We start from the raw sequence: 15,028 nt of genomic DNA, 5'->3' as shown, positions 1-15,028 counted from the left end.
CCCTAAAAAAGTATTTAGCGCGATCGACATGCATCTTGCAGAGAGGCTACTGAGAGGACATGGCGTATCTGGTCTACCTTCCTTTCGCGGCTTGGATCCTGCTTCGCCGCTTTTCGTATCAGGTAGAACGGGCGAAGGGCTGAAAATTAGTGCACAAATGCGAGATGGAAAAATTTATTACAGTGCGAATCAGCTGAGTAGATTATTTACGCGGATTTTTGCAGTGGCAGGTGTCGAGGGCGCAAGCGCGCAATCGGGACGCCGGACGCTCGCCGTTAAATTGGCTCGACAAGGTGTTGCATATGAATTCATAAGCGAGCTACTGGGCATTGAGAGCCTAACTGCGGTGAAAAAACTGTGCTCGGGAGCCCAACCTTGCCTGAGGGACATATTCCGGGGGATTGGCTGATGGCGATTGGTATTCAGCACCTTAGGCGGTATTGAGCTCTGCTAGGCCTGATTATTGGGGCATCCCGCTCATGAGTGCTGCTTTCCCCAGGCAACGTTTTGGATAGACGGAGCGCCGTAGGCTGAATTTGCCGTGATAGCATCTAGGTGAGCAGATTCGAGAGGTGTGCTTTGAGCCAATTTGACCAACCGGATAATTTTTCCCGAATAATGGACGGTAAGCGGGCACGACGTGATGCGCTAGTTCGTGCTATTAGCGCAGCCTCGTCTGATGATCTGGAAGCGGCTTCTCAGCGCTTAAGAAAAGTAATGCGAGAATCTAAAGGATGTCAACGGCGCCAGCGTATTGATCCCCCTGCGCTTGATATTAAGTGATCAGTTTTCCGCTTTGTCAGCAAGAGAGCAGGAAATTTGGTTGATTCTGGCCCTTAGTGAACTGTAGGCTGGTGTCCATATTACTGATGTTCCGTCCATCTGCTACCTTAAGTTTAGTTAGCAAGGCCAAGCCGTTAGATTGTAACCGTCCGGCAAAGTCACATACCCGATCCCCGGGGGAAGGGCAATGTTCTCCACTTGAAAACACGTGGACACCACCGCCCTTATCATTAGGATCCTTTGCTTTGGTGAAGTGATCTTATGATAGCGGGATCAACCAATGTCGACAGCAATGGCTAATGGTGAAGATGAGTTCGCAGACGCTTACTCCAGGCCCCCTTGGGGGCTGTATGAGCATCGCTCCAGAGGAGCTCCGCGACCAGATTATTGAGAGCAGAGAGCGATACAAAGACCTGGTGCGGCGGGATAGGTATTGATGGTTTTGACAAAAAACTAACTACCCATTATCTCTTCAAGCGCATTGATATCGTCTTGCTCAATACCGGGCAGGAAATAATTTAGGTCAAAGTGCATGACACCCGGTTGGTTGTCCAACCTTATGAAGCCAGCCATGTCATTCCACAAATGCATAAGGTCTTTATCGGCAGTAACAAAGTACACATTATGATCGTGCCTCCGTATATCGCCGATAAATAGAAACAAAGAGAATATATCGAGCGCACCATTAAAGGCGTGTCCTTTCTCAATGAAATCAGGCTGATTGAATTTAAGAAGCTTCAGCGTTGGATTTATTCGCTCACCAGAGATCGCCTTGAATAAAATAGCTGCGAATATAAGATGCATATTCTGAACGTTAGCATTTTTTGCCAAAGCCAAGACTTCCTTAAAGCCTTCTAGCGTTTTAGGAGGCTTCTTACCTGCACTGTAATATCTATAGGCCTCATCAATGAATTCTACTACAGAGTCAAGGCCTGCAAAAAAAATGGCACTTGCTTTATGCAGGGCCTCGAGAGACTCCTCGGTCGCCTTAATTGTAAGGTTTGGGGCGCGCTTTTTCATCTTCCCTATGAAATGCCCTAACTCAATCCTCATTTCCTCAAGAGTAGGCAGTTTCTTGTCTTGGCGATTATTACCCTCTAACAGTATGGGTTTTGGGTCGATGGTCATTTTTCTATTTTGAAATAGATCTACTACAACTTTTATAGAGTTATCAAGGGGATTTCCGTTCTTGTCGATGTGATTCTTAACCGTTGAAAAGGCATTCTTATCGAAGAGTACGGTAGATCCATTGGGGATAAAGGCAAGTGGACGCCAGCCACCCGGTGAGAGCGCGACAGCGTCACCTTTAGAGTGGATCAGCGTAACAGCTATTTCGGACTCTTCCTTGATTTGTTTTTTATCACCCTGTTGATATGTGACATTTCTTGCCTTCAGCTTTATTTCCAAGCCTGCATCATATTTGACAAAATCTTCCCAATTGAAGTCGATGAAGTCAGTTTCGTCAAAGCTGGCGTACTGATCTTCATCGAACTTGAAATAAAATACATCATCGCTTGGCATAAAATCCTTTTCCCTAGAAGAGGCGCAGGCGCGGTTGCAACGAAACTGACATCATACTGCTGGCACGCCCTAGTCAGCCAGCGGCTGGGGTGCCATCGATGTATAGGTCGTTCGGTGTGTTCGAAGGATCGTTAGCTGCCACTGGGCTGATCCAGTTTCTAGCTTGCTCTAGGTACTCCAAAACCCCTAGCTGCAAGCTGCCAACGAAGCCTTCCAGGGCTGACTCGTAATCAAGGAAATCTATTGCAGTGTCGTCGATTTCAGATCGTCCGATGCCGTATACGTGGCTCGCATCATAGTCATCGCTTTCCGGGTGGGCTTCGTAGTTGTCGACTAGCAGGCGAACCTTGTCAGTCAGGACGAGCCACTGCAGAGCGCGCTCGGAGCCCATTGAGGCCGCAAGGTTCAGGGTCGAGGAAAAGTCCGAATACCTTGAGTGAGCAGTAAAGAGAGCGCACTTGAGCTTGCCGAAACTCGGCTTATCCATCTTCACATCTTCGATCATATTGTCGAGACTATCGAGTGTCAGGAAGTCGAGGTTTACATGGGTGATCGCCATGGTGTGACCAAACCAGTGGGCCTTGGCGTATGAGTCAATGACCGAAGCAACTAGACGATTTAAGACCTCCATGGTTTTCTGTTCTTTCCTCATTCGCGGCACGACGTCAATCACCACGTAGAAGAAATATGCTGCGATCAAGCCCGTTAGCAGGTCTCCAATGATTTCTTCAAAAGCTTTCGACTGGAAAAAGAGAACGATTCTAGGCCATTCGGTCAACATGTAACCGATGGGTGTGAACTTCAGCTTAATCGCACACAGGCAGATCAATGCCAAGATCGCCCAGCCAAATAGCTTACGTTCAAACCTGTCCTTCAGAAAATTGAACATATCCATATCTCATGAAAAAGGGCCCCGCAGGGCCCTGATTGTTTGCACTCAAACAGTCTTACTGAGTGCGCCAGGACTCAACAACGTCAGCGCCGAATTCGTTTTTCCATTCTTTCAGCTGACGATGGTTACCGCCCTTGGTTTCTATCAGCTCACCGGAATTCGGATTCTTGTAGATCTTAACTTCACGTGCCTTGCGGACAGCCTTTGGAGCGGCTGCGGTGGGAGCGCGTAAGGATGCCTGAGGATCAAGGATAGCGATCACGTTGCGCAGGCTGTAGCTGTACTCAGCGAGCAGTGCGCGGAGTTTGGTTTCGAACTCGACCTCTTTCTTCAGGCCTTCGTCGCTTTTCATAGCCTCAAGAGCGGCCAGTTGCTCAGACAGGTGTTTTTCAAGCTTACGGAATTCTGCGAGACGAGACATTTTACGCTCCTGTATGTTGATAGGCCATTATCCGGTGATGGCTACGACCAAGTCTAGCAATCGGCAAACTGAAAGGAAGCTTCAATGCATCTTGTAATACCCGACACCTGCGTCTGACTTGATATGTCGTTCCAAAACGTCGAGCTTCCTATGCTTACCGCCCTGAAGCACCTAGTCCAGGATGAGCCTATCAGCCACGGCCAAAGCCCTCGATTACAGCCCTATCGACAACAATCCGTTTGAGAACCAGATACGGCCCTAGGCACTCGGGCGCTCGAACTGGTTGTTTGCCGGATTGCTGCGCAGTGACAAACGGGCGGCGGCGATCATGAGCCTGATCCAGTCGGCGCGGATGAATGGGCGTGATCCGTATGCGTATCTCAAAGATGTGCTAACGCGCTGCCGGCACATAGGGTCAGTGAGATCGGACAATTTTCTGCCGCATCAGTGTATGCATGCTTGATTTATGCAAGGTGAGCTGGGCGGACGCTTAGGTTAGATTTCAGAAAGGTATAAAACAAAGATAATCCACCCCGAGGGATGGATTTCGTCATCTTTAGCGATCATTTACCGCAATAAGCGCATCCGCCGCCTAGTGGGCCGAAATTCATCGTTGTGGACCCTTTCACTAAGTAGGATTCGCTTAGGGACGCCATAGCGATTTCCTCTCTCCTTTTTTTATTAGCATTTTGATACTCATTCAAAAGCGCGACTGCTTCATCTCTTTCCGCTTGGGTCAAGCCAGTCCACACCGCTAGTACCCGCTTTGCGTTATTGCTCATATCCAAGCTCCGTTAAAATTTACCGCACATTTCACAATTACTAGATTTAGCTGATAGAGAGATAGGTTGTATTCCGCATGTCGCACATTGTCTGCGGTATTGAATCAAGCTTGCCCTCATCATTCTTCTCTTATCTTTAACTGAAACATCCTGTGTAACATCATCATGCTCTTGCATCCGATCTCGATCTAGGAGGGTTTGAAACCTCTGCTCTGCATCTGATCCAGTATATCGAGCCAAATCATTCCATCTGTTTTTAAGTTCATTATTCAATTTACAAGAGTGTTCTGACGCAGCCAAGCGCTCCTCCCACCGGAAAACTAAGGACCATAAAGCCATTGCGAAAAGAGGGATGCTAAGTATTCCGCTAATTGTCACAATTACTGGTAATAATTTTGCGTCCGCAGAAACTAATGCAGTTCCGCCCACGCTTAGGGGAACTGCTAAAGATAAAAAACTCAGTATCCTAAGGCGAAACCGCAGAGCCCTCGATCGGGACTCGAAAAGAAATGCAGTACCGTATGCATATATTTCTTTTTCTGCACATCGGGTTAACAAAGCAGGGCTATCCATCACTTTACTCTCAGAATGCAACTGTTAATTGCTCTGTACTAGCGTCATTTTTCTCGGCACTAGCCGCGAGGCCGCTTTCAGACTTGCTTTAACCTGCGAATGAGATCAGTTATCGCGCGGGTCTTGGGTATCGCGCGACGGCGTCTCATCTAATTGCTTTACGTCGCCAGATTGTATTTCCCCTACCTGCTGGATATCGGAGTTCGTCTTATTCACATTTGCCTCTAATAGCATTTGCCCGTCGGCAGGTTTGCGAAAAGCGCTACCCTTATGTGCTCGGGCAATAGACATCTCCACTATCCTATCGACCACGCGCTCTGGGGTGGTCCACTTCATCACAAGGCGGCCTGGGTCAAATCCGTACTCTGCGACGATGTCGCGTAGTTGGTCCAAAGATAGCTTTTCCAATGAGTTCCGTAAGGCCGGTTCGCCTTCTCGCACTACCTGGACGGGGTCGAGCGCTGCTGGAGCACGCCGGTTTTTCCCACGCCTCACGTCGCCGTCCACCTTTTGGCCAGAGGCCTCGTCCTTATTCGGCCTGCGTTTGGTTGCTAACGGGTCTAAGGCGCTGCTCAATGCTGCTGCAAAGTTGGGGTTGCTCTCCGCCTCATCGATCACGACCCGTATCAGGCGGTTGAGTGTGTTCCGCAGGCTCACAATTCGCCCTCCAGGTCGTTCCAAATCTCCTGTGCCAATTCTATGTAGGTAGAGGTTAGCCCGTTCGGATCGGAACCGTACTTCTGTCGCAGCGTTCTTTTATGCGGACTGTATTCCGCTGCCGCCGACGCTGTGTTGGTCTGCTTGACCTTTGTCGCGTACACGTTTGGAACATTAGCGTCTTTCTCAAGCTGCCTCATCACAGTGTTGTGCACCGTTGAATTGGCTTGATATTTGGTGATGACGATACCCAGCGGATCAATGTCTTCGCCGATAGCTTGAGCGAACTCATTAATACGGGTCACGATTTGGGGGATACCGTAGGTTGAAAGGTGATCAGGGATTGTCGGGATGATGTAGGCATCCGACAGGCGCAGACCATTCAGTGTGACGATGCCAAGGTTTGGCGGGCAATCAATTATGACGATATCGTAATCATCCAGTTTCGACTTGACTGCTCGCCAGAGGAGTTCAACGGGATTAACCGCGTAAAATTTTCCCGAAGGCGCAGATGCCAGCTGATCCTGCACATCAATCAAATCTAGGCTCGAGGGAAGCAAATCGATGGTTCTGGCCTCCTGCACGTCACCGACCCGCTTCTGCAGCGTAGCGTTAAGATCAAAACTTTTTGTATCAGGACTCATCGCATCCTTGAACAACTGAGCAAGCGTGTGCCCGTGGTTGTTCAGCTCAAGCCATTTGTCCTCACCCAGCAGCATGATTGTCGCATTCGTCTGAGGGTCCAAGTCGATGAGGAGGACCTTCTTTCGCATCTTTGCCGAGAAGACTTCGGCCAGTGCCACAGAGGTAGTCGTCTTAGCGACGCCACCTTTCAAATTGATCGTTGAAATCACATGAGCCATGGGTGTATTCCTTTTATTCCGTTTTAGCCATGATCGAATCTGCGTGCGCCGGAAGATCGGCCCGGAGGCTAGCTCCGTAACCGGGTTGGGGAAGTCAGGTGCTCGAACGCGCCAATTGGCAACCGCTTGGCGGGAAACCCCAGCCATTTCAGCAATCTCGCCTATCCCCACTAATTCATCGCTAAGCTGATTCATTCAGAACCTCTTGTGTACGTCGTTCACACTATATGTGTACATCGTACACAAATCAACCCAAGGCATAATGATGTGGACGGCTCGCGTTAACATGATGTGCTGATCAATGTTTTTCACGGTTGAGCGTTACGATCATCAGTGTCGCGAGAAATCCGTCGGTGTCTCTCAATCGCTGCGATTCTCTGGGACTACAGCTTGTTAGGAGTAGTAAATCCGTGGCGGCAAACGATGTTAGTCAATGGGGGGCGGCTGCGAGGTTAACGCTGAACCCGTTGGGCTGACAGCCTGCAATTGGCGGTTACCTGCCGACCATGGTTGCAAAGTGTGCAGGTAAGTTCGTGCGATAGGTCGCCATAGCGGATGCAAATAATTGGTTAAATCGAACGCAAGCGATTGGTGAGTGAAGTCCAATTTCGATCAGGCGATACAGCGAATCTGCTTTTGGTGAAAGCGAGCTCATTATGCGTATGCGGTTTTGGCGTAGTAGGCTGAAAGCGGCAGGTGGGGTGATTGCAAATATCGATGGACAATTGCATTTAGCGATGTGTATTGGCAATTAGCGAAGGAGTTTACAACCAAGCCAATTCAAGCACCTGATCCGCGTAGTGGCTCTTTAAGCAGCATATGCCTTGCATATGTTTTTCTGCATTGTTATATTGCATATGGCAGACATATGGAGGGCGACGTAATGCGCACTGTCTCAATTTTCAAGAACGGCAAGAATCAAGCAATTCGTTTTCCCACTGATATGGCTTACGAGGGAGTCGGAGAGCTGGAGATTACGCGCAGCGGCGACACAATCACCCTGCGTCCTGTTCGACCGAGTTGGTTGTCGTTGGCTGAATTACCCAAGGCTGATGCGGACTTTCTTCAAGAGCGCCCGAACGTTATTGGCGATGAAGGCAGGTTCAATCTGTGACCACATACATGCTCGATACCTGCATTTGCTCGTTCATCATGCGCGAACACCCCGAGTCAGTCTTGCAGCGGCTGGCCGCGGAAGTTGCCCGAAATAATCGCATCGTGATTTCCGCGATAACCTACGCAGAAATGCGCTACGGCCAGATCGGCAAGAAGGCATCACCCAAGCACAAAACGTTGGTTGATGAGTTTGTAAAGCGTCTGGATGAGGTCTTGCCGTGGGATCAGAGCGCCGTAGATGCGACCGTCGAGGTGAAGCGCAAACTCACCAATGCAGGCACGGTCATTGGCGAGAATGACACAGCCATTGCGGGGCACGCGATTGCTTCGGGTTGTACGTTGGTCACCAATAATGTTCGCGAATTCAGCCGTGTTACCGGTCTGGGTTACGAAGACTGGGTTCACTGAGGAAAACGCGGCGGATCTGCCGCCCAGGTACACCACCAGCCCCGCCGTCAAACCGTGGGGCCGAGTACGTAGAAGGACGCCGCTTTGGCGTTAGACCAAGGAACGATAAAATATGAAGGCAGTAGTTTTTACGATTTTGGCTTTTGCGGCAGCAACGGCCTCCGCTGAAACAATCAACATCACCTCGGAACTTACCCGCAATGGTCAGTTAGTGAGTAATTTTTCGGCCGGTGTGGAGAACGGCAAACAGCAGAACTTCCGTGACGTGTCTTTCGTGGAATACGTCGAGTCCGCAACTGAAAAAGCAGGTGTCGTCAAACCTAAAAGGGCAAAGTTGGAAACTGGCTTTCAAATGACGCTTGTGCCCCGCATCACCAGTACTGGTGATATCAGCTATCAGGTCACTGCCAGTAATACAGCGGTGAAAGGAAGGGAAAAGTCTCGCGTTGGCGAATCTGTCACGGATGTGCCACACACCGTAAGCAACAGCTTCACCCAAACCCGAATTGGCAAAAACGGCGAACCCGTAGATTTTCCATTTGGCGCAAGCGGTGCCGATGATGGCTATGTACTGACCATCAAAGGAACACACCCTCAGTAATTGAGAGCCCGCGAGGCTAAGCCCAGCCGCGCAGATGCACAAAGCTTTTCCGCCGATTGTTCAAACCGTCACCCAGGCTAAAGCAGATAAGGAAAACCCTCGTGCAAAAGATCATCGCCGACACACTCGCTGCTCAGAAAGAGTTCATGGATGAAGCTGAAGCTGCCATTGGTGGTGGTCGAACTTTCAGCACATTAGTCCAATCTTTGTTGACCTATGAAGCCCTTCGACGTTGATAAACTTATGATCATTCGTGAAAAATTGCGGGGTTCACCCTTTCTCCGCTCACGCGGCCCTTTCGGGTAAGGCTTTTACCCTTGTGAACCTTTCCATTCGCTTTACAGAACCTTTTACCTTTTGGGCCATTTTTGCTGAGGACAGTGAGGCGCACGCGTCTGGTGCAGCGCGGCTGGCCGTTTGTCCAGTAGTCTTGCGGCAGAGCGGAATCAGGATTATAACTAATGTCAAATAGCCCTCAAGATGGGCCGAATAGGAGACGCACAATGACCACACAGACCTCTCAGGGAGTCGCAGGCCGCTTGGGCTATGGCCTTGGTCAAATTGTGCGCCTCGTTTGGTTCAGTCAGAACCGCACAGTGCGTTGGGTCAAACGTCTGGCCCTGATCGCATTCGCGGTCTATTCGTGGGTCTGGTTGGCTCATGCGTTTATGGCTGTCCTGACTGTTGGTCTTATCCTGTTGGCTTTGGCTGTAGGAGATTTTTCTCCACGCTATGAGGGAGGCTCTAAACAGGTATTTGGAGTCGGCTGGCAAGATGGTCCCGATGGCTGGGGTTATTACGATATGTACGGAAATTGCCATACGTTTGGGGATGACGATGAGTAGCAACCTGACAAAGGCGCTACTCATCATTTCAAAGAATCTTTCTCAGTTCTTTACTGCCTTGTGATCCTGCTTGTTTAACATCTTTCGTTCCGCTGGTAAGTCCTTCTAGCGCCTTCCCTGCACTAATCCCTGCCCACCCCAGCGCACCTACCCAAAACACTGGCAGGATGATGAACATCGATCCCATAACAAAGTTCAAGATCGCATCCTGAGCCGTGGCGTTCAGTCCCATTACAGGGTCAAACGACAAATGTGGCGATCCTGCTCCATACAGGGCGTTCAAGATTGTGGTATCGACCCACCTCGCCAACTGAAACCAGAAGTCCACGAAGATCAACGCAAAAAACACCACGGTCAAGGTCATGGCGACTTGCAACTGATAAGCCCCGACAATCAATACCAGCGGGATGCAAATCACCATGGCCATCTTCAAGAACGCCATGACCATCGGTAATGCCTGACGCACCATGTCCATGGCCGGAAAATATGCCAATGAGCCCAGTGCCACGCCAAGGGTGCCTGTCACGCGGGCGGCACCATTCCATACGGTTCCGTTGATTTGACCACCGTAGTCCGTATAAACGTCCCCCTTAACCTGGTTGGACGGGGACACCAGTTGGCGCACGAGCGAGTCGGTCACTTCCTCTGGCGACAGCCACGTTGCCCAGCCGAGCATTCTGGTCATCAGGTCGGGCGACACTTGAGCCTTGATACGATCTCGCAAGCCCACTCCGCTATCAGACCACCACTGTTTGCACGTTGGGTATCCGCCGCCGCCGCTCACTTGTGGTAAGGCCACATCGCGGGTTGCGTTATAGGGCCAAGAGGCTCTGGGTGTTTTGGAGTAATCCGTGTCGTAGTAGCCGGAAGTGTTCAGCAAAAAGTGAGAGCCGATCCAATTAAGATCCTGCAAGAACTTTGGATCATCGGCTTTCGCGCCCAGGTCAGGCTGACGCATAAAAAGCCGCGCACGGGAGGGACCATAACAATTGTGCGTAAAGTCCCCTATTTCCTGAGCCAGCAGTGGGTTGTTTATTTTGGTGTTGTTCACGTCCATACGAACTTGGCGTAGATCTGTTCCGCAGGGGATTGCTGCCACGGCCCCGCTGGTCAATCCTTTCGATAGCGCATGCATAAAGGCCCACCACATGGGCATCTGCGCACTCTTTCCTGCCAGTGAGCTGAAGGTTGTGTTCCAGCCCGTGTCGGCTGGTTTAGGTAAGTTGTATTGACATTGCTGGGCTCTACTTTGATCAAAGGCCAAGGTATCGAAGCTCACATTGACGGCAGGGACTGCGAAGAATGCGACGACGACGTAGCCCACGTAGATGTGGGTCTCGATGCGGGCCAGTGAGAGCACGCCTTTGTTGCCCTCATCGGCCCCTTCTCCACGGACCTTGAGCCACTCTCGAATAACGATGATGCAAAAGGGCAGGGCGAACAGACCCGTGTCAGAAATCATGTCCCAGATGCCGTTGTTGATGATCCAGCCCACCAGCGTGAGGTAGTACTCCAGGTAGTCATTGGTGTAGAGCGTCATTGGATGCCACCACTGGGGATAAATGCTTTGCTCAGCTCGATCATGACGAACAGCAAGATAACCATGATCTCCAACCTCCTGAGTTTGCGAGCGTCAGTCCGTTTAGAGTGAGTCCATCGCGCCTTGATCTTGATCCAAGCAATGATCAGTGCGACATAAAGCATCAGGCGCCAGGTGAAGAGCGGCCAGTAGTGGTCGGTACGCCACGCTTGCCATTGCTCGGCACTGTCGAACACGCTCATCAAGATGGCGTTGAGTAACACCACGATGGCAGTCGTCGCGAGCAAAACACTTAGAACAAGTAGAATGCCCCGCCCGACTCGTCGAGTCAGTGAGCGGCCGGAGGCGGCAGGATCCTGAATATCGGTCATGGCCTATTTCTCATGGTTTGTTCTTGGCGGGTGACTGCAATTGGTCCAGGCGATCCGTTTCAGGGGCTCCCTGAGACACACCACGCGAATCCTCGGCCCGCGCCTTACCACGCTCGATGATGGTGAGCGGCGAGTTCTTCGCGAGCTGCTGACGCATGTCCAGCTCCATTTTCAGATTGCCAATTTCCTGCTGCAGTGAGGAGCTCTGCTGACCGACTGCCTGGACGGCGAGGTCATTGGCCGCAACGTTCGGCTCCCGACTGCCCGCCATCAGCGTACGCTGCAGGGTCAAGGCTTTCTCCAATACGTCTGAGAGTGCAACTTCGGAGGCAAGCCTGCGAGCGAGTACGTCCTGATCACGCTCATCTTTGAGGGCTGACACTACGCCTCGGGTAATGGGCAGTGAGTTGCTGCTCGCGGCTTCCAGGTTCTCGACTGACAACGTTTTGCTTCCGCTCAGCAGCTCCTGCAGCGCCTTCAGCTTGGTGTCGTACGTTTCCTGGATCAGCGGCGTGAGGCCGACGCCTGCGGCTGTCACCGTTTTAGGGCAGCTGTCACAGGTCTGCTGTTGCTGTTCCCCCAGCACGCGATTGGCGAAGGTGGTGGCTTCCTGGGGCGATGACCAGACGTTGCAGACCATGCCGTTGTTGCAACTGTCCTTGCTGATCGAGCCGGTATCGCCGGCCGCACGCTTGTTCAGTAGGTTGTAGCCGGCTTTGGTGACGTCTCCCACGATACGAATCGGCTTCTGACCCGAACCGCCTGCTCGATCACCTCCCACCCAGGTGACCCCCTCGTTACCCCCTTTCTTTTCGACCTGCTCTATGGCCGATACCGCGTCGGTGTTGGACGCCAAGGTCTGGCTCATGGCCTGACCTTCAGCGAGCTTGCCCCAACCCATTTGGTTGCCGGCAATATCCGCCATTTTTTCGCCAATGGCGCGGCAGGTGCCCTTGGAGCGGTCAAAGTCCAATCGGGCCTGCAAGATGCCGTTGGTGATGAGGTTGTACAGCGCTGGGTTAGCGCGTTGAAGAATCAATGCCGGCAGCGAAGCCACGGCGCTGGTGGCGTTCTGCACCACCGAACTCATGATGTTCTGGAACCCAGAAGTGGCCCCATTCAGTTGGTTTTGCAGGGTATTGCTCAGACTCATATTTCCGCAGACCAGGTTGTTGTTCCAACCGCCCCCCACGGAAATACTGTCCATGTTGCCAGCACTGCCCATGGTCACTGCGTTCCCACCACCAATGTTGTACAGCACGTCGTCACCAATGACACTGCCAGAGGTGGAGATGTTGATTGGGTCTGCAGAAAACGCCAGCGCACTGCTGAGGCAGCAGGTGAGTCCGATCGCCAAGGGGGTGAGTTTCATGTTTTGCTCCGATCACTGAAATTCATTGAAAGTCCGTGCTGCCTAGGAAGGTCTGGCCACGACGTTGACAGCATGAATAGGGGCGCCAAAGCGCCCAGGCGTAGCCGCCATCCTGTGCATCGATGTTGGGACCAATACTGGGGAAGGTCGCGCAGGTTGGATTGAGGACCGGGGTCAGCTCTTGCCACTTGCCGGTGGACGCATCACCTTCGCGCAGCGCGCCTGCCGGCCAGTAACCGGGCTGGGGGAGGGCAAGCATTGGCAGGTAGACATGAACCTGGCCAAGTCGAGTGGTCACGTCCCCGGCGCGCTGTGCGATGACGGCGCCGGTCTTGTAGTCGTCGGTCTGGTTGAGGAAACCGCTACGCGGATAGACATTCCCCCAGCTACTCGCGGTAAGCAGGCTGCCGACCTCACGCATCCCAGGAATAAGTGCCTCGGGGTATACAGCCTCGGGTACACCGTATCGCCAGGCAATGGGGTCAAGGGTACTGAGGAAGTAAGGCACTAACGGTAACGTTGCACCCTTGCAGACGTAGCCCGAGGCACTGGCGAACCGACTCAGCGCCGCGCCGCCCGGATGGCCAATGACATCGGCCTCCTTGAACTTGATGATGTTGTTTTCGGCGACATGGTTCGTGGTGCCGTCGTTACCTGCCTGGGCCACCGGATTCGGTGTGCCCAGAGGTGACATCTCTATCCACGGGTTTGCACCTGTATTCGAGTAGGCCGAAACCACTGCGTCCGGCACGTAATGGCGAACCTTGGTCGAAGTTTTGACTTTGCAGCCGAAAGGCGTACAGAGCAGCCAATAGCAAATGCCGACCACTCTGTACTCCAGGCAGTCGGGCGATAGGGTCGAGGCAACGATTGCTGCCGAGTTGATCGCAGCTGATGCGCTGAATGACAAGCTAAAGGTGATGGCCAGCGACAGTGGTCGAATCGCAAAGCGTGAGCCTCTCATCATGACTGGCTCCGTGCTCGTTCGATCAGCGCGACGGCTTTAACCACATCCGGCTCTCCATAAACAACATAGCGGCGGTCGACAACGACGGCCGGGATTTTTTCGATCCCCAGACTCCATGCATCCGTGACGCCTTGCTGGGCTTGAGCCAGGTCGCTTTGCAGGCGCTTGCCAGCGGGGCTGGCCAAGTAGCGTTGAATAGTTGCTTCTGCCTGACGTGGGTCTGCTGGAAGCTGACCCGTCAGCTGTTCTTCAAGACGTTGTTGGTCATCGAGACGAATGGTGCGAACGCCGGCAGGCGCGGATACCGGATGTGCTTGATTGGTGATCACCCAGGTTTCTGCCTGGGCAATAAGGGGCATGAACAGCAGAGGCATTGGGAGCAGCCAGCGCCTGATTTGGCAAAGGCTGGGATGGATTTCGGTCATGGCACCGCACCTGGAGTGAGTTCAGGTACAGGAAACCGGATGATGGTGGTGGGTGCAGCAGGAAATAGGATTTAGGAGGAGATGGTATTTCAGTCAACCGATATGGAGCGGAATCTAGTGCACCTGCTCTCAGGATGTTCTCTATTGAACGGTTTACCAGTAGTCAGGCTTAACGGCAGGTTTTTTCATTGTAGGCACCCGATTGGGAAGCTGATGGGCGGCAAGTTCCTCTGTGGTCACGATTCGGCGCATCCAATGCGAGTGATCTTTGAGCGAGCCAGGTATCGACCGCTTGATGCCTTCGCGGTGAGGCAAAATCACCCCGATCCGCAGGTTCGGAAAGTCTTCTCGCAGCGCTCGTAAGGCTGGCGTCAAATCGGTATCAGCGGAGACCAATACAAGCTGCTGGATACGCTCCTCCGGCACCAGGCTCGCCTCGCGGGCGGCAAGCCGATACATACTGATGGCGATATGAACGTCCGTTTCCTTTTCTTCAAGTTTCCAGATGCCGACCTGGTCGAGCCTGGACGCTGGGGTGTTCTTGTCCACGAAACGAGGAGCCTTGCCTGATTCCAATTGATGGCGCCCGTAAGTGACGCTGACGCCTCTCGCAATCAAGGCGCGTAGATAACTGTCTTGAGCTTCTTTCGAAAGGATACCGCGACTGGCAAGGGAGGGTTTCACACCGGAAGTGAAGAAACTGACGGACGCCAGAGTATGGGGTTTGGGGAGCAGTGGAACCAAAAACCAACGTAAGGCTTAGCTAGAGTTCACCGCTGCCGAAAATAGGGGCGGTTATCCAGACTTTGTTTTACTGAACGACTTTTCTGCACTGCTTTTCATGCGTTTGGACGGCCTGGCGTCAGTGCCTGCCAGGGTTCGACAAAAGGA

At 52.2% G+C, this 15,028-nt stretch carries 17 protein-coding genes and 3 pseudogenes; 7 read left to right on the top strand and 13 right to left on the bottom strand.

Annotated elements, in window-relative coordinates; translation table 11 throughout:
• A pseudogene (locus tag NA637_RS21485) lies at window positions 1-409 on the top strand (site-specific integrase); the annotation flags it as partial.
• Between the two features lie 827 nt (window positions 410-1,236).
• Here the strand turns inward: NA637_RS21485 and NA637_RS21480 are convergent.
• From NA637_RS21480 to NA637_RS21470, 3 genes are all read right to left on the bottom strand, one after another.
• A complete protein-coding gene (locus NA637_RS21480) occupies window positions 1,237-2,304 on the bottom strand; it encodes a hypothetical protein (RefSeq protein ID WP_200646144.1) in 1,068 nt (355 codons plus the stop codon).
• Window positions 2,305-2,377: 73 nt separating this feature from the next.
• Window positions 2,378-3,193: a hypothetical protein gene (locus tag NA637_RS21475; RefSeq protein WP_233456153.1), complete on the bottom strand. Its 816-nt coding sequence runs from the start codon at window positions 3,191-3,193 to the stop codon at window positions 2,378-2,380.
• 58 nt (window positions 3,194-3,251) lie between these two features.
• On the bottom strand, window positions 3,252-3,617 hold the full coding sequence (locus NA637_RS21470; protein ID WP_060765308.1) for a histone-like nucleoid-structuring protein, MvaT/MvaU family: 366 nt from the start codon (window positions 3,615-3,617) through the stop codon (window positions 3,252-3,254).
• A 190-nt stretch (window positions 3,618-3,807) separates the two neighbouring features.
• On the opposite strand from NA637_RS21470, the pseudogene NA637_RS21465 reads away from it, so the two are divergent.
• A pseudogene (locus tag NA637_RS21465) lies at window positions 3,808-4,080 on the top strand (transposase domain-containing protein); the annotation flags it as partial.
• Window positions 4,081-4,180: 100 nt separating this feature from the next.
• Here NA637_RS21465 and NA637_RS21460 read toward each other — a convergent pair.
• The 4 genes from NA637_RS21460 to NA637_RS21450 form a co-directional block, all read right to left on the bottom strand.
• Window positions 4,181-4,399, bottom strand: coding sequence for a hypothetical protein (locus tag NA637_RS21460; protein ID WP_200646143.1), 219 nt, complete (start codon window positions 4,397-4,399; stop codon window positions 4,181-4,183).
• Window positions 4,400-4,411: 12 nt separating this feature from the next.
• On the bottom strand, window positions 4,412-4,972 hold the full coding sequence (locus NA637_RS25760) for a mobilome CxxCx(11)CxxC protein (RefSeq protein WP_081095879.1): 561 nt from the start codon (window positions 4,970-4,972) through the stop codon (window positions 4,412-4,414).
• Window positions 4,973-5,077: 105 nt separating this feature from the next.
• Window positions 5,078-5,629: a hypothetical protein gene (locus NA637_RS21455; protein WP_060765323.1), complete on the bottom strand. Its 552-nt coding sequence runs from the start codon at window positions 5,627-5,629 to the stop codon at window positions 5,078-5,080.
• A complete protein-coding gene (locus tag NA637_RS21450) occupies window positions 5,626-6,687 on the bottom strand; it encodes an AAA family ATPase (RefSeq protein ID WP_060765322.1) in 1,062 nt (353 codons plus the stop codon). The genes NA637_RS21455 and NA637_RS21450 overlap by 4 nt, the downstream gene beginning before the upstream one ends.
• Before the next feature lie 688 nt (window positions 6,688-7,375).
• On the opposite strand from NA637_RS21450, the gene vapB reads away from it, so the two are divergent.
• The 5 genes from vapB to NA637_RS21425 all read left to right on the top strand — a co-directional run bounded on the left by vapB (window position 7,376) and on the right by NA637_RS21425 (window position 9,462).
• Window positions 7,376-7,606 carry a type II toxin-antitoxin system VapB family antitoxin gene (gene vapB, locus NA637_RS21445; RefSeq protein WP_169897555.1) on the top strand — a complete coding sequence of 77 codons (231 nt, stop codon included), beginning with the start codon at window positions 7,376-7,378 and terminating at the stop codon, window positions 7,604-7,606.
• Entirely contained in the window at window positions 7,603-8,016 is a 414-nt protein-coding gene (locus NA637_RS21440; protein WP_169897556.1) for a PIN domain-containing protein, read from the top strand. The genes vapB and NA637_RS21440 overlap by 4 nt, the downstream gene beginning before the upstream one ends.
• 112 nt (window positions 8,017-8,128) lie before the next feature.
• A complete protein-coding gene (locus tag NA637_RS21435; RefSeq protein WP_169897557.1) occupies window positions 8,129-8,617 on the top strand; it encodes a hypothetical protein in 489 nt (162 codons plus the stop codon).
• Between the two features lie 101 nt (window positions 8,618-8,718).
• The gene (locus NA637_RS21430) at window positions 8,719-8,853 is read left to right on the top strand and encodes a hypothetical protein (protein ID WP_256074584.1); all 135 of its coding nucleotides are present in this window, start codon (window positions 8,719-8,721) and stop codon (window positions 8,851-8,853) included.
• A 267-nt stretch (window positions 8,854-9,120) separates the two neighbouring features.
• Entirely contained in the window at window positions 9,121-9,462 is a 342-nt protein-coding gene (locus tag NA637_RS21425) for a hypothetical protein (RefSeq protein WP_169897558.1), read from the top strand.
• A 28-nt stretch (window positions 9,463-9,490) separates the two neighbouring features.
• On the opposite strand, the gene NA637_RS21420 is transcribed toward NA637_RS21425, so the two are convergent.
• The 6 genes and pseudogenes from NA637_RS21420 to NA637_RS21395 form a co-directional block, all read right to left on the bottom strand.
• Entirely contained in the window at window positions 9,491-11,002 is a 1,512-nt protein-coding gene (locus NA637_RS21420) for a conjugal transfer protein TraG N-terminal domain-containing protein (RefSeq protein ID WP_169897559.1), read from the bottom strand.
• Entirely contained in the window at window positions 10,999-11,373 is a 375-nt protein-coding gene (locus tag NA637_RS21415; protein ID WP_169897560.1) for a hypothetical protein, read from the bottom strand. Before NA637_RS21415 ends, NA637_RS21420 begins: the two co-directional genes overlap by 4 nt.
• 10 nt (window positions 11,374-11,383) lie before the next feature.
• Entirely contained in the window at window positions 11,384-12,745 is a 1,362-nt protein-coding gene (locus NA637_RS21410; RefSeq protein WP_169897561.1) for an integrating conjugative element protein, read from the bottom strand.
• A gap of 22 nt (window positions 12,746-12,767) precedes the next feature.
• Window positions 12,768-13,709 carry a TIGR03756 family integrating conjugative element protein gene (locus tag NA637_RS21405; RefSeq protein WP_169897581.1) on the bottom strand — a complete coding sequence of 314 codons (942 nt, stop codon included), beginning with the start codon at window positions 13,707-13,709 and terminating at the stop codon, window positions 12,768-12,770.
• A complete protein-coding gene (locus tag NA637_RS21400; RefSeq protein ID WP_236466710.1) occupies window positions 13,709-14,086 on the bottom strand; it encodes a TIGR03757 family integrating conjugative element protein in 378 nt (125 codons plus the stop codon). Before NA637_RS21400 ends, NA637_RS21405 begins: the two co-directional genes overlap by 1 nt.
• A 204-nt stretch (window positions 14,087-14,290) precedes the next feature.
• Window positions 14,291-14,854: pseudogene (locus NA637_RS21395) on the bottom strand (NYN domain-containing protein); the annotation flags it as partial.
• Window positions 14,855-15,028: the final 174 nt, after the last annotated feature.

Origin of the sequence: Stutzerimonas stutzeri (assembly GCF_024448935.1) — a bacterium.
GTDB lineage: Bacteria > Pseudomonadota > Gammaproteobacteria > Pseudomonadales > Pseudomonadaceae > Stutzerimonas > Stutzerimonas stutzeri_AO.
The sequence above is the reverse complement of the archived record's forward strand: the minus strand, read 5'-3'. Positions and strand labels throughout refer to the sequence as shown.